The sequence below is a fragment of the Phaeobacter sp. NW0010-22 genome, assembly GCF_040365955.1.
Lineage (GTDB): Bacteria > Pseudomonadota > Alphaproteobacteria > Rhodobacterales > Rhodobacteraceae > OMPR01.
The window spans coordinates 415,556-439,489 of the sequence record NZ_BAABWT010000004.1; the positions used below are offsets into that span (position 1 = coordinate 415,556).

A 23,934-nucleotide genomic window follows, 5' to 3' on the forward strand; every position below is an offset into this window, starting at 1 on the left:
ATGCGGGGCGCAAAGCGGAATCAATTCACAGGAATTTATTATGGCGAACGCAGATCAGCGTGAACAGATGACGAAGGGCGCAGGCTTCATTGCAGCTTTGGATCAAAGCGGTGGCTCAACTCCAAAAGCGCTGGCGCTCTATGGTGTGGATGCCTCTGATTACAATTCAGAAGAAGAAATGTTCGCCGAAGTGCAGAACATGCGCGCACGGATCATTCTGGCTGACGATTTTACCAATGCGAAAGTCATCGCAGCCATATTGTTTGAACGTACTCTTGGTGAAAGCATCGACGGTAAATCTGTTGCAGATTACTTGTGGTCTGAAAAGAACGTTGTGCCGTTTCTAAAGATCGATAAAGGTCTGGAAAACGAAGCAAACGGCGTTCAACTGATGAAGCCAATCCCGGGTCTGGCAGGTACACTCGCCAAGGCGACCGGCGTATTCGGCACCAAAGAGCGCTCTGTCATCAACGAAGCAAACGCCGAAGGAATTGCTGCCGTCGTTGCGCAGCAGTTTGACGTTGCGCGCGAAGTTGTTGCTGCCGGAATGGTTCCAATCGTTGAACCCGAGGTGAACATCCACTCGGCAACCAAATCAGAAGCCGAAGCCATCCTGAAGGCAGAGATCCTTAAGAACCTCGATACCTTGGATGAGGGTCAGGATATCATGCTGAAATTGACCATTCCGAACGAAGCCAACCTGTATGATGCACTCGCCGATCACCCCCGCGTGATGCGTGTTGTGGCACTATCGGGTGGGTATTCCACAGAACAAGCTTGTGATCTGCTCAGCCAGAATGGCAAAATGATCGCGTCTTTCTCGCGGGCTTTGACCGAAGGTCTTTCCAAGCAAATGTCTGATGCGGAATTCAACACTGCATTGGGCAGCAACATCGACAAGATCTACCAAGCTTCGATCTAATAAGATTATTAACCAGTCGGTTACAGATTTAAGGAAATGGCCCCGCTGGTTTCAGCGGGGCCATTTTTGTTACAGTGAATATCACCATCGGTCGATGTGAGACCTACACAATTCAGCGATTTTGGACACGAAAGAGACTGTTGATAGGTGTGGAAGGCAGGTAAGATTCGGCTGAATAGGCGTGCCGCTTATGCTGATATAGGTTTCTCCATGATTCACACTGCTAAACCGATGGCTATTACGATGGGCGACCCGGCGGGTATTGGCCCTGAGATTATCGTTAAATTGCTATCTGCCGCACCGGAAACGGAAAGATATGTGGTCTTTGGGTGTCCAAATGTCATGCAGCGGGCAGTTGATGTCGTTGGTGCTGATTTCACCATACAAGCGCGTGACCGAGTTCAAGACGCGCAATTCGAAAGCGGGACGATAGACGTTGTCGAGACAACCCGATTTGCCCCCTTACCACCCTTTGGTGAAATCCGCGCAGATTGTGGGCAGGCGGCTTTTGATGCCATCAAAGCGGGTATCGAATGCGCATTAGAGGGCAGCGTTTCTGGCATCGTAACTGCTCCTATTCATAAAGAAGCCTTATCTGCTGCCGGAGTGAAATACCCTGGTCACACGGAAATGCTTGCGGATTTCGGCGGCGCAGACAAAGTGGCCATGTTGCTTGGAAATGACGTTATCCGCACGGTCTTGGTAACCATTCACTGTTCGCTTTTGGATGCGATCAAGGGTGCGGATTTTGAGGCTCAGATGGCCGCAATACGTTTGGCGGATCAGGGGGCACGGGCACTGGGCTATGAAAACCCGCGTGTCGCCGTGGCGGGGCTAAACCCCCATGCTGGCGAAGGGGGGCTGTTTGGGCGCGAGGAAATCGAAATTATTTCACCTGCGATTAAGGCCGCTCAAGCCGAAGGAATAAATGCTTCGGGCCCTTGGCCTGGGGATACTGTATTCATGCAAGCCCGTCAGGGGCATTTCGATATTGTCGTTGCACAATATCACGATCAGGGGCTTATCCCGGTCAAATACATGGGGCTGGATCAAGGGGTAAATATTACCCTTGGATTGCCGTTTATACGGACCAGTCCTGATCACGGTACTGCCTTTGACATCGCAGGGCAGGGTATCGCGAGCGAGGCAAGTCTCGTAACCGCGATGCAGTACGCCTTACGGCTTCAAAACAGCTCTTTACAAGATGACAACCAGAGGCACTAAACACGACCTAAGCTGTTACACGACTCCGCGTTCCGCGTTGCAAGGTACCGTGATCAATCAAGTAGGTCAGGCAATTTGCATGGATGAGATTACGGTCATCGCAGATCAGGTTTTGACCAAGGTTGTTCACCGATGTGATCGTCAAAGCGACGTCTATTTGTAATCACATCTGAAGGTGTTTCCCAGTTGGCAACCCTATCCGCGTTGCAAGATCAATAAGTAGCGCCGCATTCCAATTTGGAAGCTGCGTGATTTGGCGTTCAAGCGTGACAGATGGGCGGGGACAAACAAACATGTTTCCCGATCACGATTTTTCTGAGAAGATTGTGCATGAGTTCCTCTGTTTCAAGTTGGCTGGATCACTTGGGTCTCGGCGTTTATGCTGAGGTTTTTTCCGAAAACGATGTCGATATGCGTGTTTTGCCGCTTTTGGAGGAAGCCGATCTTCGCGAATTGGGAGTTTCCCTTGGTCATCGCAAAGTTCTGCTGGCTGCGATCGCCGACATTGGATCTGAGTCTCCTCCGGAGACCATACCAGAGATCGAAACCGCTGCTGCACCGAAACTGGAAACGACCCCCACTGATGACGCTGAACACCGGCTGTTAACTATACTATTCGCTGACATCGTTGGATCCACAGAATTATCTCAGCAGTTAACGCCTGAGCAGATGCGGGAAATTCTGCGCAGTTTTCAGGACGCTGTGACCGGCGTCGTTTCAAAATATGGCGGCTACGTCGCAAAGTATTTGGGCGATGGGGCTTTGACCTATTTCGGATGGCCCACGGCCTACGAAGATCATGCTAGCCGGGCAGTCCACGCTGGTTTGGAAATCATTGAAGCAATAGAAGATATTCGGTTCAATGACATTGCGATGCCGGCGCGGGTGGGTATTGCAACGGGCCACGTCGTGGTTGGAGATCTAGTCAGCGCAGGCGGCATCGAAACAGGTGCAATTGCAGGAGACACGCCAAACCTAGCAGCCCGTTTACAGGCTCAGGCCCGCCCAGGCGAAGTTGTAATCGGACCCGACACCCAAAGGCTTTGCGGTGGAGAGTTCATACTAGAAACCTTGGGTGAAACGCGTCTCAAAGGGTACGAAAATGAAATCGTACCGCACCGTGTTGTCGAGTTGAAGAAATTGGAAAGTCGATTTTCGGCGCAAGCTAGATCTGGTTCAGCAGAATTGGTGGGGCGGGTCGGCGAATTGCAAATTTTGCTTGATCGTTGGCAGAGCGCGTTAAAAGGCAAAGGCCAGATGGTGCTGATTTCTGGCGACGCTGGTATTGGCAAATCCCGCCTAGTCGAAGAACTAATGCGAGCGGTGGTTCAAACACCGCACGAATTAGTGCGAATGCAGTGTTCCCCCTACCATTCCACCAGCGCGTTTCACCCCATCGCCGAGCGCATCCTAAGATTATCGGGAATTAAGCCTGACGACGCAGCGGACATCAGGGCTGCGAAAATCAGGTCGATGTTGAAGGTTGCCCCGCCGCAGGTTCCGCATGCCGTAGAGGTCTATGCTGAATTGCTGTCTATTGAGCTGGCAAAATCTCCTGAAACCCTGTCGCTTGCACCGCAAGATCTGAAAGATCTAACAATACAAACAATTGTCGAACGTATGGCCGCGATGGCCAATAACCAACCGGTTCTGATGGTGCTAGAAGATAGTCATTGGATTGATCCATCAACACAAGAAGTGCTTGAAAGATTGGCATCAAGAATTTCTGATCTTCCTGCTCTAGTGGTTGTTACGCAAAGACCAGAAGGCGCATCTGACTGGACGCTAGATTTTGACAATGCGACGCAGCTACCGATTGGCTTACTGACCCGGGAACAGACTGCCGAAATGATGTCGGGCATTTTGGGGCAAACGCCTGACACTACATTTATTGATTACATGGAAACCCGGGCCGCAGGCATCCCTCTATTTGTCGAAGAATTAACCCGCTCTGTTGCTGAACGCAGCGATAGTGACAGCGATGCGACCATTCCGGATACGCTGCAAGGCTCTCTGATGGCGCGGTTGGACAAGCTGTCATCCGGTGCGAGAAACGTTGCTTTAGTTGCATCTGTCATAGGCCGCGATTTTGAGCCGCAATTACTGGCAAGCGTTCTTTCCACAAAAGTCGATGACCTAGAAACCCATCTAGGAGAGCTGGCTCGTGCTCGCATCCTGGTGTCTGGCGTGTCTGGACCAGGAGCCCGCATGTTTCGTCACGCGCTTATACAGGACACAGCATATCAATCGCTTTTGTCTCGCACGAGACAGGCGCATCATCTGGCCATTGGCCGAGCACTAGAAGCAGGTATCGGTGGTGTGGTTGAGCGTGAACCCGAGGTTCTCGCTCGTCATTTTACCGAGGCGGGTAATCCCAGAGACGCGATAGGCTACTGGATCAAGGCCGCTGAACGGGCACTTGCTCGCTCAGCAAATTTTGAGGCCGTTGAACATGCAAAAGCAGCGATTTCACTTGCAGATCAACTTGAAGATAAAGCTGAGCAATTGAGCGCCAAAATCGCCACGGGTGTTCTTTTGGGCCGCGCGCTTGATAGTGCAGGTGAGATACACCAGGCGTGCCAGGTGCTAAAAGCAGCTGTCGACCTAGCAGATAAGCACGCTGATCTCGAACGTTTCGCTGATGCAGTCATACATTTTAGTAGCTCGCTGTTTCTGTCTTCGTTACCCGTCGCGTCCTCGATTGACCTTCTCGAAGAGGCTTTGGCCAGGACACCCAAGGATAACCAGAAATTGCGGTGCCAGCTGCTCAGCACATTGGCCCGCGGCTGCCAGATGGAAGGCGCACCTAGAAAGAGCGCGCGTTATCGTGCTGAGGCTCTAACGCTCGTGCGCCAATTGGACGACAAGGCATCTCTTTGTAGTCTCTTGTTCTCTGAATTTCTGACTCCAATAAGTGTACGCGAAGTGATTGAACTTGGGTCATGGCGCTCAAAATTGGACGAAATGCTTCTTGTTTCTGATGAGGTCAATGATACGGAACGCGCGCGCGCGCGCTCTTTAGAGGTTTTCGTGTGCGCTGAAATGGGCGACCGCGACCGCATGGATCAAGCACTGACCCATTTGGCCCAGCTCGGCGAAAACCGGCAACACATGCATTTCGAAGTCATATTGTCTCATGGGATGGCAATGAAGGCGATTTTGGACGGCGATTTCCAAGCGGCAGAACAATTGACGAACAGGGCATTTGACCTTGGTCAGAAAACATACGGTGGAGCGATGGAAGGTGTACATGGGATGCAAATGTTCACCATTCGCCGCGAGCAGGGGCGTTTGACGCAGATTGCGCCAATCATCAAGAAAATGCTGGACGATGATCCGACTGACACGACGTGGAAGCCCGGTTTCGCCATTGTCGCTAGCGATTTAGGGCATAGAGAAGCATCCAGTCGTATGCTTCGAGAAATGGCAGAAGATGACTTTTCTTTTGCTTTGGATGCCAAATACAGCACGACCTTGGCTTATCTTGCAGAGGTTAGCGCAGTATCGGATGCAGGGGATCTTTCAGAGCGTCTCTACGATCTTTTGACCCCTTACGAAGACATGACGATAACGGCGGGTGTGACCACGGTTTGTCTGGGCGCAGCCGCTCGCCAACTGGGGATATTGTCATCTGCACTCGGTGAATGGCAACGAGCAGAGCGGCACTTTGAAGAAGCGCTCCAGTTAAACCGACGAATGCGGTCAGCGCCCTGGCAAGCTTGGACAAAATACGATTTGGCCGAGATGTTATTGAGGCGCGGCCGGCCCGAAGATCGCAACAGAGCTGACGCCGCAATTAACGATTCTATAGACGTGGCGGCTAAGTTGAGTATGGTTAGATTAACGAAAAACTGTGAAAACCTATTGAAATTTTGACTTTTGCGAAACCGGACTGACCCCTGATTGATTGGAGATGCCAATGCCGAAGTTTATTATTGAACGAAACTTTGCCGAGAAATTGGTCCTTACTGCGGACGACACGGCGGGTATCCAGCGGATCAACGATGACGAAGAAGTTCGCTGGATCGTTTCATTTCTAAGTGCAGATCAACGAAAATCGTATTGTCTTTACGAAGCGCAAGACGCCGCCGCAATCAAGCGCGCTGCAAATCGGGCAGGCGTGCCTGCGGACGTTATCGTTTCCGTTGATGAGTTTGATCCTGCGATTTTTGCTTGATCTGAATACGTCGATTTGGCGTGTATCGATTAGCCCCTTGTTTCGAAAAATTGAACGCAATCCATGATGCCGGTCGCAGAACTGGCGCATCCCATCTTTGGTGAGGCAAAATTCACCAGGTAATGAACCTCCACTTTTTATTGGAGGCGAAAATGACAATTGAAGTTACTGCTAGCAACGGCAACGCAGTCGAGATTTCGACAGACACGATTGAAGCACTGAATATGTCCTTACGCGGTGACGTGGTGACCCCGGGTACCCCCGGGTACGACGAAGCGCGGACTATCTGGAACGCTATGCATGATCGCCAACCCGGGTTAGTAATACGCGCACTTGGGGCCAGCGACATCCAGAGAGCCGTGAATTTTGCACGCGACAACGGGCTTTTAATTTCGATCCGCAGTGGTGGTCACCAGATTGCAGGCCATGCGGTCCGGGACGGGGTGTTGATGTTGGACCTTTCAAATATGAAGTCGGTATATGTCGATCCGAATTCGCGTCGTGCCCGTGTTGAACCTGGGGCAACACTGGGGGACGTAGACAAAGAAACGCAGGTCCATGGTTTGGCAGTACCAGTGGGGATCAACTCTACCACTGGGATTGCGGGCCTGACATTGGGCGGCGGCTTTGGCTGGATCACTCGTAAATACGGCATGACGATCGACAACCTGATATCAGCAGATGTCGTGCTTGCGGATGGTTCAATGATCCGGGCCAGCGCGGACGAGAACTCTGATTTGTTCTGGGCAATCCGCGGTGGAGGGGGAAATTTCGGCGTCATTTCATCCTTCGAATTTATGCTTCATCCGGTTGGTCCAGAGGTGACGGCCGGCCTTATTGTGCATCCGCTTGAGGCGGCCGCCGATCTATTGCCGCACTACGAGCGTATCGCCAATACGGCCCCTGACGAACTGACTGTGTGGGTCGTCATGCGCAAGGCACCACCTCTTCCGTTCCTTCCACCCGAATGGCATGGCCGCGACGTGTTAATCTTTGCAGCCTGCCTCTGCGAAGAAACAGAAGAAGGTCGGAAATCTTTAACTGAACTCCAGGCACTGGGAGAGCCAATTGTCGATGTCATGGGTCCCAATCCGTTTGTCGGATGGGAAGCGGCATTTGACCCGCTATTGACACCCGGTGCTCGCAATTACTGGAAAAGTCATGACTTGATTTCGCTACCTGTCAACGCAACGGACCTCATAATTGAGGCTGTGCGAAATACGCCCAGCCTAGATTGTGAAATCTTTCTCGCGCATCTGGGCGGTGCAATGTCTCAGGTGGAGGCAGGAGCAACAGCTTATCCTCAGCGGAATTCTCACTTTATCATGAATGTACACACGAGGTGGCATAGCCCAGATGATGATGACATCTGTCGCACATGGGCGCGGACCCTGTTTGACGATGTATCTCCATTTTCAGCGGGTACAGCATATGTGAATTTCGTCCCCGATGACGAACCCGAGCGTATGGCCGATGTTTATGGCACAAATTATGAAAAGTTGATCCAGGCAAAGAACACGTATGACCCCAAGAATTTGTTCCGCATAAATCACAACATTGCCCCTCAGGTGTAGCTACACATCCAGGTAACTACGGGGTCGCAGTTCTCGGTAAGTTGCTATGACAAAAGCACTGTAGGTCACCGGAAACGAGGATCATGCAAATATCGCAGACCGAGTTGCCGGGGCTAGGTATTTTTCGCGTTCACCACCAGCCCAGAGGGGGGCGGTCCGCACAGGAAAGTCCAGCCTCTCTAACTTGGTTAGAGAGGTTTCCCTCCTGAGCCAGTAAAGAGACGAGACAACATCCGCTCCGTGCGGGAATTTGCGACAACAACATGGACGTCTGGCCCGGCCCTCTGAGGGACATTCAGATAGTTTTCAATCCGAACAATAACGCCATTCTCGTGTGGTGTGGTCGTAAGATCTATAACGATCTGAGGCAAATCATCTATGTGACCATCATAAGATAGAATCGCAGCTGCGGTTTCATCGGGGGACATGTTTATCCTGCATTGTATGTGCGATTCGGATTTACGAATAAAGCTGGCTGGCGGTTGCGAACACCGCTGTGTGAAAGCATTAATCAGCGGTTCAGGCTTGCTTTCGAACACCGCTGCTTGTGACGATGATCCCGTTATTTGTGGTGCACAGGCGCTGGTGGCCAACAATAGGATAATGGTTTTGACGTGATTCATGGTGTCTTTCGAAGTGAACAGAAGAATCCAGTTTGGGATCAAACGTAAGGTATTTATGACACAAGGTATGTAGCTGGATTCGGAAGCTTTGCGAGGTATTTCGCTCGTTTGTCTTGTGAGTAATTTTTACGGCTGGCCAAGATAATCAAGGAATTTCCGTGCCTTCACTGGCAAACGTGCAAGGCACAACCCTAGGTTTATCCTGTGGAGGAATCGGGTTTTGCCGCATAGCTCAATTGCGACAGGGGTGGGTCAACAGAAAAGTTTCGCTTCGGAGTGTGAATTTTGCGTTGACCAAGTATGTCCAAGTACGCCAAATTGTGGATGTCGATTGCGGTGGCACTATATCTAGCGTCTTGAGCCTGGTCGGTAACAAGGATGGGACCTTTTACTTCTGAACTTCTTTGGCACTCCGTGTCGATTTTGTGCTGTGTTGCAAGCAGTGCACACAGAAGGCTTGTCCTGTCAAATCGACCTAAGAGGTTGGTGCATCACTGGGGGGCCAATTCGGCCAAGACGAATAGCTGGAATGTAGGGGCAGCGGACTATGAAAATTGATAGAAAATTCACGAAAGCAGGGCAGGACGCTTATGCAGAATTGGATTTCATCTCGGCAACTTCAGAGATTCGCAACCCAGACGGCACCATAGTTTTCCGGCTTGAGAATATCGAGGTTCCCAACACATGGAGCCAAGTTGCCAGCGATGTCATCGCGCAGAAATATTTCCGTAAGGCTGGCGTTCCAACACGCTTGAAGAAAGTCCGGGAAAAAGACGTTCCTGAGTTTTTGTGGCGGTCGGTTCCAGACGGAGAAGTCGAGTTTGGCGGCGAGACGTCCTCCAAACAGGTTTTCGATCGTCTCGCAGGCGCTTGGGCGTATTGGGGCTGGAAAGGTGGTTACTTTTCTAACGAAGATGACGCGCGCGCTTATTATGATGAGATGCGGTTCATGCTGGCGACACAACGTGCCGCTCCGAACTCCCCGCAGTGGTTCAACACGGGTCTACACTGGGCTTACGGTATCGATGGTCCGGCACAGGGACACCATTATGTCGATTACAAAACTGGTAAACTGACAAAGTCCAAATCCTCTTACGAGCACCCACAACCGCATGCTTGCTTTATTCAAGGTGTGCAGGATGATCTGGTAAACGAAGGCGGCATCATGGATTTGTGGGTGCGCGAAGCGCGCCTGTTTAAATATGGGTCAGGTACTGGCACCAACTTCTCGCACCTTCGTGGCGAAGGGGAATCCTTGTCGGGTGGCGGCAAATCTTCAGGCCTCATGGGCTTTTTGAAAATCGGTGACCGTGCTGCAGGAGCCATCAAATCCGGCGGCACCACACGGCGTGCAGCGAAAATGGTTATCGTTGACGCAGATCACCCAGATATTCAGGATTTCATCAACTGGAAAGTCATAGAAGAGCAGAAAGTCGCGAGCATCGTGGCTGGCTCCAAGATGCACGAAGCCAAGTTGAATGGTATTTTCGATGCGTTGAAGCTTTGGGATGGAAAGGCGCAAGACGCCTATGACCCTGCGCACAATGACGCCCTCAAAACCGCGATCCGCGAAGCGAAAAAAGTCGCAATTCCAGAAACTTACATCAAGCGCGTGCTGGACTATGCCAAGCAAGGTCACACAAGCATTGAGTTTCCTACCTATGATACAGATTGGGACAGCGAAGCCTACAGCTCTGTGTCAGGGCAAAACTCGAACAACTCAATCCGGGTGACAAACGGTTTTCTCAAAGCGATTGAAAAAGACGCGGATTGGGAATTGATCAACCGCACTGATGGCAAAGTTGCCAAAGTCGTCAAAGCACGCGACCTCTGGGCTCAGGTTGGGCATGCTGCGTGGGCCTGTGCCGACCCTGGTATTCAGTACCACGACACAGTGAACGAATGGCACACATGCCCCGAAGACGGTGAAATTCGCGGTTCAAATCCTTGCTCCGAATACATGTTCCTTGATGACACTGCATGCAATCTTGCGTCCATGAACCTGCTGACTTTCCTCAAGGATGGGAAGTTTCAAGCAGAGGATTACATGCATGCGGCACGCCTGTGGACGCTGACGCTCGAAGTGTCTGTGACTATGGCGCAGTTCCCCTCGAAAGAAATCGCGCAGCTTTCCTATGATTTCCGGACATTGGGTCTGGGGTACGCAAATATCGGTGGCCTGTTGATGAACATGGGTCATGGCTACGACAGTGACGAGGGACGAGCGCTCTGTGGTGCGCTGACCGCGATCATGACAGGTGTTGCTTATGCGACATCGGCTGAAATCGCTGGCGAACTGGGACCGTTTGCTGGATATGAACGCAATGCAGAGCACATGCTGCGTGTGATCAGAAACCACCGCAAAGCGGCACACGGTGCAAGCACTGGCTACGAAAAACTGGCGGTCAAGCCGGTCCCTCTGGATCATGACAATTGCCCGGATGTACGATTGATCGATCTTGCCATGTCCGCATGGGATGAAGCGCTGAGCCTTGGTGAAAAAAATGGCTATCGCAACGCACAATCGACTGTAATTGCGCCGACCGGGACCATTGGTCTGGTTATGGATTGCGACACCACGGGGATTGAGCCGGATTTTGCGCTTGTTAAGTTCAAAAAACTGGCTGGCGGCGGCTATTTCAAGATCATCAACCGGTCTGTGCCGTCTGCTCTGGAAAACCTGGGCTACAGCTCGTCCGAGATTGAAGAAATCGTATCGTCAGCTGTGGGACACGGGTCCATCGGAAATGCGCCTGCAATCAATCACACCTCGCTCACCGGGCACGGGTTTGGTCCCAACGAATTGTCCAAGATTGATGCCGCTCTCGAAAGCGCGTTTGATATCCGGTTTGTGTTCAATCAGTGGACACTAGGCGAAGAGTTCTGCACTCAGGTGTTGGGTATTCCTGCACCTAAATTGAATGACCCGACTTTCGATTTGCTGCGTCATCTGGGCTTTACCCGGGCTGACATTGATGCCGCGAACGACCATGTTTGTGGAACGATGACACTGGAAGGGGCGCCGTTCCTCAAGGAAGAGCACTATCACATCTTTGATTGTGCAAACCCTTGTGGGAAGAAAGGCAAGCGGTTCCTGAATGTTGACAGCCACATCACCATGATGGCGGCAGCGCAGTCCTTTATTTCGGGTGCGATCTCCAAAACCATCAATATGCCCAACGATGCGACAATCGAAGATTGTCAAAAAGCATATGAGCTGAGCTGGTCTTTGGGGGTAAAGGCGAACGCACTTTATCGCGACGGATCCAAGTTGAGCCAGCCATTGGCTGCCGCACTGGTCGAAGATGATGACGATGCCGCAGACGTTCTAGAAAGTGGTACACCCACTGAAAAGGCAACTGTTTTGGCGGAAAAGATCATCGAAAAGGTGATCGTCAAAGAAGTAATCCGCTCGCACCGCGAAAAGATGCCCGAACGACGCAAAGGGTATACGCAAAAAGCAGTCGTTGGTGGCCACAAGGTCTATCTGCGGACAGGCGAATACTCGGATGGGGCATTGGGTGAAATCTTCATCGATATGCACAAAGAGGGCGCAGGCTTTCGTGCAATGATGAACAACTTCGCCATCGCTGTGTCTGTTGGGCTGCAATATGGCGTCCCGCTCGAAGAATTTGTGGATGCGTTTACGTTTACCAAGTTCGAACCGGCTGGCATGGTGCAGGGCAATGACTCGATCAAAAACGCCACATCCATCCTGGATTACATTTTCCGTGAGTTGGCTGTCAGCTATTTGGACCGAACCGATCTGGCACATGTGAAACCCGAAGGGGCATCGTTCGATGACATCGGACGTGGGGTCGATGAAGGTCTGTCAAACGTCGACAAGGTGAGTGAAACTGCGGCCTCCAAGTCGTTGGAAGTACTTAAGCAAATCAGTTCCACAGGGTATCTTCGGAAACGTCTGCCTCAGGATTTGGTTGTGTTGCAGGGTGGTCAGGCCGAAACGGGTTTGACGGGTACAGATCCGGTATCGAACCTGCAGACTTTGGTCCCTGAAACTGGGCCAGCTCCTACCACGGCCGTTGGTGGTGGTATGGATGCACGAGTAAAGGCCAAGATGCAGGGCTACGAAGGCGAAGCCTGCGGGGAATGCGGAAACTACACATTGGTGCGCAATGGGACTTGCATGAAATGCAATACCTGCGGCTCAACAAGCGGGTGCAGCTAAAGCTGCTCCATTACAAAATCGCGTCAGGAATGGCGCGTAAGGGACTGAGTTCGCTCTGATAACTTTGTTCCTTATGAATGGGTGGGCGACAGTTTTGTCCTTCCCACTCTGTCACGGAACGGGTGCGCTCGTTCCATGCGACGTCCAGGCCGCAGGCAAAAAACACCGGGCGGTTAATAAAATGAGCTTGGATGGCGAAACTGGGGGGGCTTGTGCCTCCCCATTTTTCGTTTGATATGAAGGGGCAATCAGGTGCCATAAACAAGGTCGCGAACATGCCAAAACTCAGCATTTGTATTCCTGCATATGATATGGGCGGACACGGTGCGCAATTTCTCGCAGAGTCGTTTGAGCGCCTGAAGGAACAAACCTTTCGCGATTTCGAAGTGATTGTATCGGATCAGTCCAAAGATGATGCCGTTCAGAAAATATGTGCCGGGGTTGAGGGGATCAAAGTTCATCACGTGTGGTTTCGCGATGGGCCTAAACAGGCGTCGGCAAATTCCAACAATGCGATGCGTCATGCCAGTGGTGAAATCCTCAAAATCCTGTTCCAAGATGACCTCATAAACGGAACAGACGCCTTACAAAAAATGAGTGATGCATTTTCGGACACTGGTGTGGTTTGGTTGGTGTGTGGATCGGGGGTAACGCGCGATGGGCAGATGATTGAGCGCCCGATGGTTCCGCGTTTGCACCCACAAATTCAGTTTGGAAAGAACACGATAAGCAGCCCGTCAGTTCTGGCGTTTCGCACGACCAACAAGTTGGACTTTGATGAAGAACTGATTTGGTTGATGGATGTCGATATCTACAAGCGGTTTGCGCAAAAATACGGTGCGCCTTGTGTTGTACCAGACACTCTCGTTTTGAACCGGCTACATATGGGCCAGGTCAGTGCAAGTGTTTCCCCCGAACTGCGACGGAAAGAGTTGAAGTATATCCGGAAAAAGTTTCTACCTCATGAGACAATGAAAGACCGCATTCAGTATTATAAGCAGATCCTCAAAGCGCGCTGAGGCGTGATTTTGAGAAGATCCAGACTTGAAAGACTTGGAGACCCAGATGGACCCAATTACATCGACCATACGATTTCTGCGCCGTGCACTGACCGGTGCTCCTTATCGGTATGACTATTTTGGGGATCATTTAGCGGTCCGGAAAAAGTACATCCCGTTTTTGCACGATGACAAATTTCAAGGCAGCTGGGATCAGGTGTGTAAAGAGAGCGCACCGCACTGGATTGGTGGGACCCCGGACATTCGCTGGCGGATCCATGTGTGCCTATGGGCTGCTGAGTGTTGTCTGCGCATTCCCGGAGATTTTGCTGAATTCGGTGTGAACACGGGGCTGCTTTCGACGATGATTGTACGCAACAGCGATTTCGATCAAAGCGGGAAAAAGTTCTTTTTGTTCGACACTTACGAGGGCATTCCGGTGGACATGGCCAGCGAGGCCGAAATGGCTGGTGTCGCGAAGATGAACAAAAATATGTACACTGGGAATCCGGCGAATACGAACATCATCGAATTTGCACGAAAGCAGTTCGCGCCGCACCCAAATGTGGTTTTGGTCCAGGGTCTGTTGCCGGGATCCATCGATCAGGTGGAGTTTGAAAGCCTGAGCTATATCTCGATCGATCTTAATATCACCTCTGCTGAAATGGGGACTATTGAGGCAATCTGGGATCGGATCACACCAGGTGGAATCATTGTGCTCGATGATTATGGCTTAAGCGGGCATGAAGAACAGAATACAGCGTGGAATGAGTTCGCCCGCCGTAAAGAGCGGACAATCATGGGTTTGCCGACCGGTCAGGGTATTTTGATGCGGTGATCAGGCCCGACCGGCCGAGCTGTTTTATGTGGGCAGGTGGATGTTGAACTGCGCTCTGAGTTGAGCGTCAAGATCCGCATCAAACCGCGCTGGGGATCGTTCGGCCAAAATCGCTTCTTTCTTGGCGATGGCTTTTTCGATCAGGTCAGGTTTATCCAGCTCTGCCCATTCTTTGGGGGACGTCCGATCACCCAGAGTTGGGTATACATAGTCTGCCTGCATCCGGCTGAGCGTTTGTTCGGTTCCCAGATAGTGACCTGTGCCACCCAGACAAACCTCAGCAATCTGACTCAGAGCCAACGTTTCGTCGCTCACTTCGATTCCGCGAACACATCGCATGGCTTGCCCCAACAGATCATCGCTTAGAATTAGGCTTTCATGACAGAACCCTAAGAGCGAGGCGTGCATTCCAGCCGCTTCGTAAACCATGTTCAAACCTGAAAGCCCGGTCATGACAGCGGAACACATTTGTTCCCAGCCTGCCTGCATATCGGGGAGTTTTGAATCCGCCGCCCCAGCTGCAGCCCCACCGGGCAAATCATAAAAGCGGTGCATCTGGGCGCAACCTGCACTCAGCAGGGCTTGTTCACCGGATCCTACGGTCATCGCACCAGTGCGCAGGTCAAGGCCGAAGGGCCACGTGCCCATGATGGCCGGGTGCCCGGGCTTTACCGCGTTCACATAGACCAGACCCGCCAAACATTCAGCTGTTGCCTGCATAATGGCGCCTGCAATGGTGGATGGTGCTGTCGCGCCAGCCATACCGGCAGAGAGCAACAACACAGGCATGCCGCCTTTGATACATTCCTCCATCACTTCGCAAGCTTCGGTGGCAAACTTCATTGGGGGAACAACGAAACAATTTGAGTTAGACATGAAGGGGCGTTCGCGCCACTTGTCTTCTCCACCTGCAATGGTTTGCAACATTTCCAGTGCGGGTTTGACATACGATGGTTCAGTGAACGACGTGCCGATGTGTTTGAAGGTTCCCGAAGTGCAGGCGTAAATGGTGTTTAGGTCCATCTCACGGTTGTCTGGGATGTCACGGCATACCATCGGCCGCTGCACAAAGTGGATATTGTCCAGGTGGTTACAGATGCGTGCGGCGTCATGCAAATCTTGAACTGTTGAATCCCGGTAATTGCGGCCATGCACATCGACCATACTTACAGCAGCCCCAGCGGTGCCATAATGGACTTTGGTTCCAGAGAGGTCCAAATCGGTCTTGCCATCCCGGCTGTACAGAACAACCGAACGGTTCGCCTTAGCCAGTGTATCTTCTACCAAGGCGCGGGGAAATCGAATGCGCCCATCCTCGCCCAGACTACACCCGGCATTGACTAAATATTCAATGCCGGTCGGGGGGGCATCCGCCAGCCCGATCTGTTCCAATGCATCCAACGCACCACTGTGGATACGTTCCATGTCTTGTTGGCTCAGCAGATTGAGCGCGCCGCCTTCTAAACCGGGACGGATAGGGCGGAGGTGATCGGGCAGGGCTGCGGCACGGGCAGCACGACGGGCAGAGCGCCCACCGCTCCGAGCAGAGGCACGAGATTGATCGTTCATTTTTGAATTCCGAGTAGAGTAAAAGTTAGATGTTTTGACTCAACTCACACAGGGACGCCCACGCGCGGCACGGCCACGGTCCGCACCAATCGTGCGGCTGACCAAACAGATTTTCCACTGCTCGTTGTGCATCGTTTCTCCCTTGTCTTGATGTACACGATGGCATTCAACACCGACCCGGTCTGTCCTGTTTGCGACCAAATGAATTTCCGGTTCTGCGCAGTTTTTTGCTGAGGGATCGGCGGATAACTGACGCTCTGATTTGCGCAGTCAGAGATGTTGGTTGAATGCCTGCCTACCTCTTCCCATCTGTCTGACATGACGAACCGAGTTGAAGTAAGCCATTGAAAAGATGGCGCACCGTGTTCGTCCTAACGAAGGTGGAGTAAGAATATGAAACTCTTGATTTCTGCAGTTACAGGTCTGTCCATTGCGGCTGCGGCCCCGGTTATGGCGGCAGACTGGACAGGCGCATATGCCGGTTTTGGTGTTGGTTATGGCGACACGGATGGCCCTGGCTCACAAGACGGAGACAACGCAACATTTGGTGGTCACATCGGATACAACTATGATTTCGGCAACAATATCGTCGTGGGTGCTGAGTTGGAATATGACCGGGTCGGAATCGATCTGGGGGGAGCCGGCGGCTCGATCGACAATATCGGACGGTTTAAGCTGAAGGGTGGATATGATTTCGGCCCGGCCCTTGGCTATGCGGTCGTTGGCGCGGCCCGGGCCGATACATCATTCGGCAACGACACCGGCGCGGTATATGGAATCGGGATGGCTTTTCCAGTCACCGATCAATGGACGGTCAGCGGCGAAGTACTGCGTCATGACTTTAGCAATTTGAACGGCTCTGGTTCTGATTTTGATACGAATACGTTCAATCTTAGGGCCTCGTTCCGGTTCTGACACAGAGCCGATGCGGGCTTGAATGGCGTGGCCTTTGAGAGGGGCCGCGCCAGATCTTATTCAGCTGCGCGTTTGTTGGATATTTCTGCCGCCATATCACAGAGTGTTTTTAGTGCCGCTAGAAACTGGTCGTCAGGAATGGTCATCGCCACACGAATATGTCCGTGCGCGGCCTGTCCAAAACTTTCGCCGGGCATGACCGCAATCTTGTGCGTATCAAGTAGCATGTTGGCGAATTCCTCACCGCTCAGGCCGGTCGCGCGCATATCCAACATCAGATACATCGCACCTTGGGCTGGCACCAATCCAACGGTGTTCTGGTTCGCCAATAGGTCCCGTGCCAACGCACGGCGTCGTTCAAAGGGCGCAGCGACCTCTTTTTCCAATTCATCCCCTGCGTTCAGGGCAAAATCGGCGGCATCCTGAATAAACCCAGGCACCCCATAGGTGGTGTGTGTGGCCAGGTTGATGAGATGTTCGATCACCTCTTCGGGGCCAACGATCCAACCACAGCGCGATCCGGTCATCGCATGGGATTTTGACATGGACCCAACAACCAGCGTGCGCTCCGCCATGTCAGGCAGTGCACGCGGTGAGATATGTTCGCCTTCCCAAACCTGCGTGTCGTAAACTTCGTCCGAAATCAGCCACAAATCGTACGTTTTACAAACCTCAGCGATCCCTTCCAAAGTTTCGCGGGAATAAACGACACCGGTTGGGTTGTTGGGGGAGTTGACCAACAACGACGCGGCGCCTTTGCTCGCAACGGCGGCAATGTCCGCGGCGCGCGGCTGAAACGCATTATCGGCGTGCGCTTGAACCGCGACAGGAACAGCACCAACACCGCGAATTGTGCCGGGGTAGGTGGCATAATAGGGATCAATGAACAATGCGGTGTCGCCCGCGTTGCAGGTCGCGTTATGGGCTGCAAACAGGGCAGACTGACCACCGGGCGTAATCAATACGTTGTGCCGGGTCGTTGGCACGCCGCTTTGGGCCTGAACGCGCGCGGCGACGGTATCACGCAGGGTATCGATGCCCGGAACCATGGCATATCCTGTATGCCCACCGACCGCAGCCGCGTTCATCGCAGCCAAAATCGAAGGATCAGTTCCAATGTCGTGTTCGCCGATCGTCAGCTCTGTCACGGGAATACCGTCGGCCTTCATCTGACGTGCGCGATAAAAAACCTCCCACCCGTCAGATCCACCGCCGGTAAGATGTGTGATGCGATGTGACAACTGCATGTTGACCTCCTCAAAACCGAATTGACCGGAGAGGGGCAGAGGTGCGCTGATTTGTCAATCAGCTTCGCGCTGGCATTGTCGCTTGCAGTTTTTTCGTCAGGCTTGCCCGGATGATATCATATGAGACCTCTAGACGGTGGCGCATCTCATCAGCGTCTGTGCCCCAAGGCAAACGGATCCAGCTTTTGTGGAAATAGGGCGCTTTGACGCCAACACCGGCCTCGATCAGCATCGCAGCTGTTTCAACATCAGGTGTTTTGACAGACACACCGTCATCGGCCGTCCCAATGCAGGCGAACATCTTGCCGCCCACCTTCCATGCATCATGGCCACCGCCCCAAGGGTCCGAGACTTCGGCCCCCGGAAAGGTTTCACAGATGGAATTGACGATCTTTCGGCTCATACAAGCAGTGTGACGCAGGTCGCGGATGTACTCAAGGGTTGGCGCGCGCGAATTCTCGTGCTATCCGGTCCTCATGAACCAGACCATTTGCATTATTATCTGCTGCATTCCCTGCTGACATCGTCGCGGGCTGGTTTCTTTCGTTTTCATTGCTGAGACAACTTGCTAAGCCCGCGGCCATAAGCGCCCTGTGGTGGCCTGAGCCTGTGTAAGGACCAAAGACATGACGACGATCAAACTGCACAACACCAAGAGCCGGAAGAAAGAAGACTTTGTTCCGATCGATGCCAACAATGTGCGGATGTATGTCTGTGGACCAACTGTTTACGACCGCGCCCATATCGGCAACGCGCGCCCCGTTGTGGTGTTTGATGTGCTCTATCGATTGCTGCGCGAGGTCTATGGTGCCGATCACGTCACCTATGTGCGCAATTTCACCGACGTGGATGACAAAATCAACGCAACCGCGCAGGCCCGCAAAGAGGCGGGTGCTAAGGGCACGTTGGAAGAGCTAGTGCGCGAGCGGACCGAAGAGACCATTGATTGGTATCTGAAGGACATGGGCGAGTTGGGCGCGATGCAGCCCAATCACATGCCACGCGCCACGCAATACATCGCGCAGATGATCGCGATGAACGAAGATCTGATTGCTAAGGGCCATGCCTATGCTGCCGAGGGACATGTCCTGTTTGCGGTGGATTCTTGGAAAGAGCATTACGGCAAGCTGTCGGGCCGCTCAGTTGACGATATGATCGCCGGAGCCCGGGTTGAGGTCGCGCCCTATAAGCGCAACCCGATGGATTTCGTATTGTGGAAACCGTCAACCGACGAACAGCCGGGATGGGATAGCCCATGGGGCCGGGGGCGTCCCGGTTGGCATATCGAATGCTCGGCCATGGCCAAAGAGCTGCTGGGGGTGAATTTTGACATTCACGGCGGCGGCAATGACTTGATGTTTCCGCATCACGAGAATGAAATCGCGCAAAGCTGCTGTGCTGATCCCGAGGGCGGATTTGCGAATTACTGGCTGCACAACGAGATGTTGCAGGTCGAAGGTAAGAAGATGTCCAAGTCGCTGGGCAACTTTTTCACCGTGCGCGATTTGCTGGAAAAGGGCGTACCGGGCGAAGTGATCCGCTTTGTGTTTTTATCGACGCATTATCGCAAGCCGATGGATTGGACTGAGAAGAAAGCCCAAGAAGCTGAGGCTGTGCTGCGTAAATGGCGAGTGCTGACCGCGGGCATCGAGCCCGCGCCCACCCCTGCTTTCGCAGTCATTAATGCGCTGTCGGATGATCTGAACACCGCCGGCGCTATGACAGAACTGCACAAATTGGCAGCTGCAGGGGACGCAGCCGGGTTGTTGGCTTCGGCTCAGACGCTGGGTTTGCTGACAGAAGATTTAGGTTCTTGGCTGGAGCGCGAGAAAGAACTGGATAAGTCCTTTTTTGCAGAGGAAATTGAAGAGTGGATGGTTCTGAGGGCAAATCTCAAGAGCCAGGCCAAAGAATTCATGAAAGCCGGAGACAAAGAGAACGGTGGTCTGTTCTTCACTTGGGCAGATGCAATGCGAGACGATGACCTTCCTCACTTCGGATTCGAAATAAAGGATACAAAGGACGGTTATGAATGGGAACTAACTTCAAAGCTCCGAAGCGTTGGTGAAACGTGCATTAGCGCCGGAAACACTGAGAGAACATTCACACAAAAAGACCGATGGGACGAAACGTTGGATCGGATGAAAATATTTCGCGCAGGTCTGAAGAAGCAGTTCGCCGAACTGACTACCTAGTCGCTGTTGCCCCGCCCGGGCCCGCCCGGGCAGCGCCCGACCGCCCCCATGGGCGGGCGCTTTGCACCCACCCGCGGACGGGCGCTGCCCGAACTAGCCAGAGAGCCAAAAGACCATGACCAAGGAACGCCTCTATCTATATGACACCACTCTGCGTGACGGGCAGCAAACGCAGGGTGTTCAGTTCTCGACCGCTGAAAAGGTGCAGATTACCGACGCGTTGGATGGTCTGGGCATTGACTACATCGAAGGGGGATGGCCCGGAGCAAACCCAACGGATTCGGCGTTTTTCGACGCGGCCCCCAAGACAAATGCGCAGTTGACCGCATTCGGCATGACCAAACGGTCCGGGCGTTCGGCGGAAAACGACGATGTTCTGGCTGCGGTCCTGAATGCCGGAACCGGGGCGGTGTGTCTGGTTGGAAAGGCGCATGATTATCACGTGACCGAGGCGCTTGGTATTCCATTGGACGAGAATGTTGAAAATGTGCGGGCCTCGATGGCGCATATCGTCGCGCAGGGGCGTGAGGCGTTGTATGACGCGGAACATTTCTTTGACGGTTATAAAGACAACCCTGCCTATGCCGTTCAGGTGTGCAAGGCCGCGTTAGAGGCGGGGGCGCGTTGGATTGTATTGTGCGACACCAATGGAGGCGCATTGCCGTCAGAGGTTGGGCGCATTGTGGCCGAGGTGATCGCGGCAGGTATTCCCGGTGATCATCTAGCGATCCACACGCATAATGACACAGAACAGGCGGTTGCCTGTTCTTTAGCGGCGGTTGACGCAGGTGCGCGTCAAATCCAAGGAACACTGAACGGGTTAGGGGAACGCTGTGGCAATGCCAATTTAACGTCGTTAATCCCGACTTTGTTGCTGAAGGAACCGTATGCCAGCCAGTTTGAAACCGGGATCAATCGGGATTCGCTGGCAAGTCTAACGCGCATCAGCCGGATGCTGGATGACACGCTGAACCGGGTGCCGAGCAAGCAATCGGCTTATGTTGGGGCGTCGGCGTTTGCTCATAAAGCGGGATTGCATGCGAGTGCGATCCTGAAAGACCCCTCGACCTATGAACATATTGATCCGTCGGTGGTTGGAAACGAACGCATCATCCCGATGTCAAATCAGGCTGGTCAATCAAACCTGCGCAAGCGGTTGTCTGATGCGGGCATGGTCGTGGAAAAAGGCGATCCGGCGCTTGGTCGGATTTTAGACCGGATCAAAGCTCGTGAAGGTGAGGGATATTCCTATGATACCGCGCAGGCTTCGTTCGAGTTGTTGGCGCGCGAAGAGCTAGGGCAGATGCCAAAGTTCTTTGAGGTGAAGCGGTATAAGGTCACCGTTGAACGGCGCAAGAATAAGTACAACAAAATGGTCAGCCTTTCCGAGGCGGTAGTTGTGGTCAAAGTCGACGGTGAAAAGAAACTGTCGGTCAGTGAATCCATGGATGAAACTGGCAACGACCGCGGCCCGGTGAACGCATTGTCCAAAGCGCTGGCCAAGGATCTGGGGCAATATTCCGAGACATTGACCGACATGAAGCTGGTCGATTTCAAAGTGCGCATAACTCAGGGCGGTACCGAAGCGGTGACGCGTGTGATCATCGACAGCGAAGATGGTCAGGGGCGGCGTTGGTCTACGGTCGGTGTGTCGGCAAACATAGTGGATGCCTCGTTCGAGGCGCTGTTGGATGCTATCCAGTGGAAGCTGATCCGTGACCGAGGTGTGGTTGCGTGATTGGAATGATCCTGAAATCGGTGGGTATCGGTTTCGGGGGCGCCGGATTGGTCGCCTTGGGTCTGATCGCTTCGCAGTACCCAAACGGGGGTGGGGCTGGAAAAACGCTGGATTTTTCGGGCGTTAAGACGGGTGCACTGCTTCCTGATCCGCAGGATGTGATCATGCGCGATGGCTATGCGCTGCAGGTGCGTCATATCCCGGCCAATACGGGTCCGCTGGTTGTGATGGTGCATGGATCCAGTTGGAATGGGTTGCAATTCGACGGGCTGGCGCGATCTTTGCAGGCCGAAATCCTGATCCCTGATTTACGGGGGCATGGGGCCAAGCCCGGTCGACGCGGCGATGTTGACCACATTGGGCAGCTAGAGGAAGATCTGGCTGATCTGATCTCTGCCAAAACCAAAGAGGGACAAAAAGTCGTGCTGCTTGGGCATTCATCCGGCGGCGGCTTGGTGGTGCGGATGGCGGGTGGGGCTTATGCCAACCAAATTGATGCGGCGGTTTTGTTGGCTCCGTTCCTGAAATACAATGCGCCCACGACACGAGTTCAAGTCGGGGGATGGGCGCGTGCGCTGACGCGGCGGATCATCGGTTTGTCGATGTTGAACGGTGTTGGCATCAGGGCGCTGAACCATCTGAAGGTCATTGAATTCAATATGCCTAAATCGGTGTTGGATGGGTCGTATGGGGATTTGGCCACGCTGTCGTATTCCTACCGTTTGAATACATCCTATGCGCCACGCATGGATTACATGTCAGACATCGCAGCCTTACCCCCGTTTCTATTGATAGCAGGCGTTGAAGACGAAGCATTTGCTGCCGACCAATATGAGCCTTTGATGTCTGAAGCGACCAACCAGGGCGCTTATCGAATAGTCCCCAATACAAATCACCTGGGGGTTGTGGATGCCCCTGCGACTGCAGCGGCGATCAGCGAGTTCCTGAATGATCTATGATGACGATCTCAAATCCTGTGCCGAACTTGTTCAGAAGGGCGATCCAGATCGCTTTTTGGCGACGATGGCTGCCCCGGCGAAAGCGCGTGCTGTCTTGTTCCCGCTTTATGCGATGAATGTCGAGGTGTCGCGGGCCCCTTGGGTCACACAGGAACCGATGATTGCCGAAATGCGCCTTCAATGGTGGCGCGACGTAGCTGAAGAAATTGCCAAAGGTGGGGCTGTGCGCAGACATCAGGTCGCGACGCCTTTGGCACGTGAAATTTCAGTGCATCTCGCTGAGTCTTTGGATGAATATGTCGCTGTAAGGCGCTGGGATATTTATAAAGATCCGTTTGAGGATGTTGCGCATTTTGAGAATTATATTGATCAGAGCGCGGGAACGTTGATGCTGGTGGCGGCGCAATCGCTTGGTCCTGCGGACGAAGAAGTTGTGCGGGACTTTGGGTATGCATCAGGTGTAGCCAGTTGGTTGCGTGCCATTCCAGAGCTCGAATCGCGCGGCCGGATTCCTCTGGTGGATGGAACTACGACAGGGGTTCAGGCATTGGCCCAACAGGCGCTTGAGCGTTTGAACGCTGCGCAGGCCCGCCGCAATCTGGTTTCCAAAGACGCGGCCCCAGCCTTGCTGACTGGGTGGCAAACCCGGGCCGTATTGAAACAGGCGATTGCTCAACCCGAACGGGTTGCCGCAGGTGCACTTGGTCAAAGTGAATTTCGCCGCCGCACCCGATTGATGTGGGGTGCGGCGACCGGGTATTGGTAG

17 protein-coding genes are annotated in these 23,934 nt (G+C 53.0%); 13 read left to right on the plus strand and 4 right to left on the minus strand.

All coding sequences use genetic code 11. The annotated features are described in order from the left end of the window. Nucleotides 1–40 precede the first annotated feature (40 nt). The 5 genes from ABWV33_RS11410 to ABWV33_RS11430 all read left to right on the plus strand — a co-directional run bounded on the left by ABWV33_RS11410 (nucleotide 41) and on the right by ABWV33_RS11430 (nucleotide 7,897). Complete coding sequence (locus tag ABWV33_RS11410; RefSeq protein ID WP_353330811.1) at nucleotides 41–922, plus strand: fructose bisphosphate aldolase; 882 nt, start codon at nucleotides 41–43, stop codon at nucleotides 920–922. A gap of 210 nt (nucleotides 923–1,132) precedes the next feature. Beyond that, nucleotides 1,133–2,146 carry a 4-hydroxythreonine-4-phosphate dehydrogenase PdxA gene (gene pdxA / locus ABWV33_RS11415; RefSeq protein WP_353330813.1) on the plus strand — a complete coding sequence of 338 codons (1,014 nt, stop codon included), beginning with the start codon at nucleotides 1,133–1,135 and terminating at the stop codon, nucleotides 2,144–2,146. 330 nt (nucleotides 2,147–2,476) lie between these two features. After that, complete coding sequence (locus ABWV33_RS11420) at nucleotides 2,477–6,022, plus strand: AAA family ATPase (RefSeq protein ID WP_353330815.1); 3,546 nt, start codon at nucleotides 2,477–2,479, stop codon at nucleotides 6,020–6,022. 43 nt (nucleotides 6,023–6,065) lie between these two features. Further along, on the plus strand, nucleotides 6,066–6,323 hold the full coding sequence (locus ABWV33_RS11425) for a DUF4242 domain-containing protein (protein ID WP_113824331.1): 258 nt from the start codon (nucleotides 6,066–6,068) through the stop codon (nucleotides 6,321–6,323). 152 nt (nucleotides 6,324–6,475) lie between these two features. Then, nucleotides 6,476–7,897, plus strand: coding sequence for an FAD-binding oxidoreductase (locus tag ABWV33_RS11430; protein WP_353330817.1), 1,422 nt, complete (start codon nucleotides 6,476–6,478; stop codon nucleotides 7,895–7,897). Nucleotides 7,898–8,085: 188 nt separating this feature from the next. Here the strand turns inward: ABWV33_RS11430 and ABWV33_RS11435 are convergent, their stop codons facing one another. Next, entirely contained in the window at nucleotides 8,086–8,325 is a 240-nt protein-coding gene (locus tag ABWV33_RS11435; protein ID WP_147232883.1) for a hypothetical protein, read from the minus strand. 742 nt (nucleotides 8,326–9,067) lie between these two features. Here ABWV33_RS11435 and ABWV33_RS11440 point away from each other — a divergent pair. The 3 genes from ABWV33_RS11440 (at nucleotide 9,068) to ABWV33_RS11450 (ending at nucleotide 14,545) form a co-directional block, all read left to right on the plus strand. Further along, entirely contained in the window at nucleotides 9,068–12,709 is a 3,642-nt protein-coding gene (locus ABWV33_RS11440; RefSeq protein WP_113824328.1) for a vitamin B12-dependent ribonucleotide reductase, read from the plus strand. Nucleotides 12,710–12,984: 275 nt separating this feature from the next. Continuing rightward, nucleotides 12,985–13,728, plus strand: a complete 744-nt coding sequence (locus ABWV33_RS11445; RefSeq protein ID WP_353330819.1) for a glycosyltransferase family 2 protein — start codon at nucleotides 12,985–12,987, stop codon at nucleotides 13,726–13,728. 46 nt (nucleotides 13,729–13,774) lie between these two features. Continuing rightward, the gene (locus tag ABWV33_RS11450) at nucleotides 13,775–14,545 is read left to right on the plus strand and encodes a TylF/MycF/NovP-related O-methyltransferase (RefSeq protein ID WP_121997127.1); all 771 of its coding nucleotides are present in this window, start codon (nucleotides 13,775–13,777) and stop codon (nucleotides 14,543–14,545) included. A gap of 24 nt (nucleotides 14,546–14,569) precedes the next feature. On the opposite strand, the gene ABWV33_RS11455 is transcribed toward ABWV33_RS11450, so the two are convergent. Continuing rightward, nucleotides 14,570–16,114, minus strand: a complete 1,545-nt coding sequence (locus ABWV33_RS11455; protein WP_353330821.1) for a trimethylamine methyltransferase family protein — start codon at nucleotides 16,112–16,114, stop codon at nucleotides 14,570–14,572. Nucleotides 16,115–16,507: 393 nt separating this feature from the next. On the opposite strand from ABWV33_RS11455, the gene ABWV33_RS11460 reads away from it, so the two are divergent. Then, nucleotides 16,508–17,029, plus strand: coding sequence for an outer membrane protein (locus ABWV33_RS11460; RefSeq protein WP_113824325.1), 522 nt, complete (start codon nucleotides 16,508–16,510; stop codon nucleotides 17,027–17,029). 56 nt (nucleotides 17,030–17,085) lie between these two features. On the opposite strand, the gene ABWV33_RS11465 is transcribed toward ABWV33_RS11460, so the two are convergent. Beyond that, nucleotides 17,086–18,276, minus strand: coding sequence for a pyridoxal phosphate-dependent aminotransferase (locus ABWV33_RS11465; RefSeq protein WP_121997129.1), 1,191 nt, complete (start codon nucleotides 18,274–18,276; stop codon nucleotides 17,086–17,088). Nucleotides 18,277–18,334: 58 nt separating this feature from the next. Then, nucleotides 18,335–18,679: an MmcQ/YjbR family DNA-binding protein gene (locus ABWV33_RS11470; protein WP_353330824.1), complete on the minus strand. Its 345-nt coding sequence runs from the start codon at nucleotides 18,677–18,679 to the stop codon at nucleotides 18,335–18,337. Nucleotides 18,680–18,902: 223 nt separating this feature from the next. Here ABWV33_RS11470 and cysS point away from each other — a divergent pair, with 223 nt between their 5' ends. The 4 genes from cysS (at nucleotide 18,903) to ABWV33_RS11490 (ending at nucleotide 23,934) form a co-directional block, all read left to right on the plus strand. After that, on the plus strand, nucleotides 18,903–20,471 hold the full coding sequence (cysS, locus tag ABWV33_RS11475) for a cysteine--tRNA ligase (protein ID WP_353330826.1): 1,569 nt from the start codon (nucleotides 18,903–18,905) through the stop codon (nucleotides 20,469–20,471). Nucleotides 20,472–20,586: 115 nt separating this feature from the next. After that, a complete protein-coding gene (gene cimA, locus ABWV33_RS11480) occupies nucleotides 20,587–22,209 on the plus strand; it encodes a citramalate synthase (RefSeq protein ID WP_353330828.1) in 1,623 nt (540 codons plus the stop codon). A 5-nt stretch (nucleotides 22,210–22,214) separates the two neighbouring features. Next, the gene (locus ABWV33_RS11485) at nucleotides 22,215–23,168 is read left to right on the plus strand and encodes an alpha/beta hydrolase (RefSeq protein ID WP_353330938.1); all 954 of its coding nucleotides are present in this window, start codon (nucleotides 22,215–22,217) and stop codon (nucleotides 23,166–23,168) included. Beyond that, complete coding sequence (locus ABWV33_RS11490) at nucleotides 23,158–23,934, plus strand: squalene/phytoene synthase family protein (protein WP_113824320.1); 777 nt, start codon at nucleotides 23,158–23,160, stop codon at nucleotides 23,932–23,934. Before ABWV33_RS11485 ends, ABWV33_RS11490 begins: the two co-directional genes overlap by 11 nt.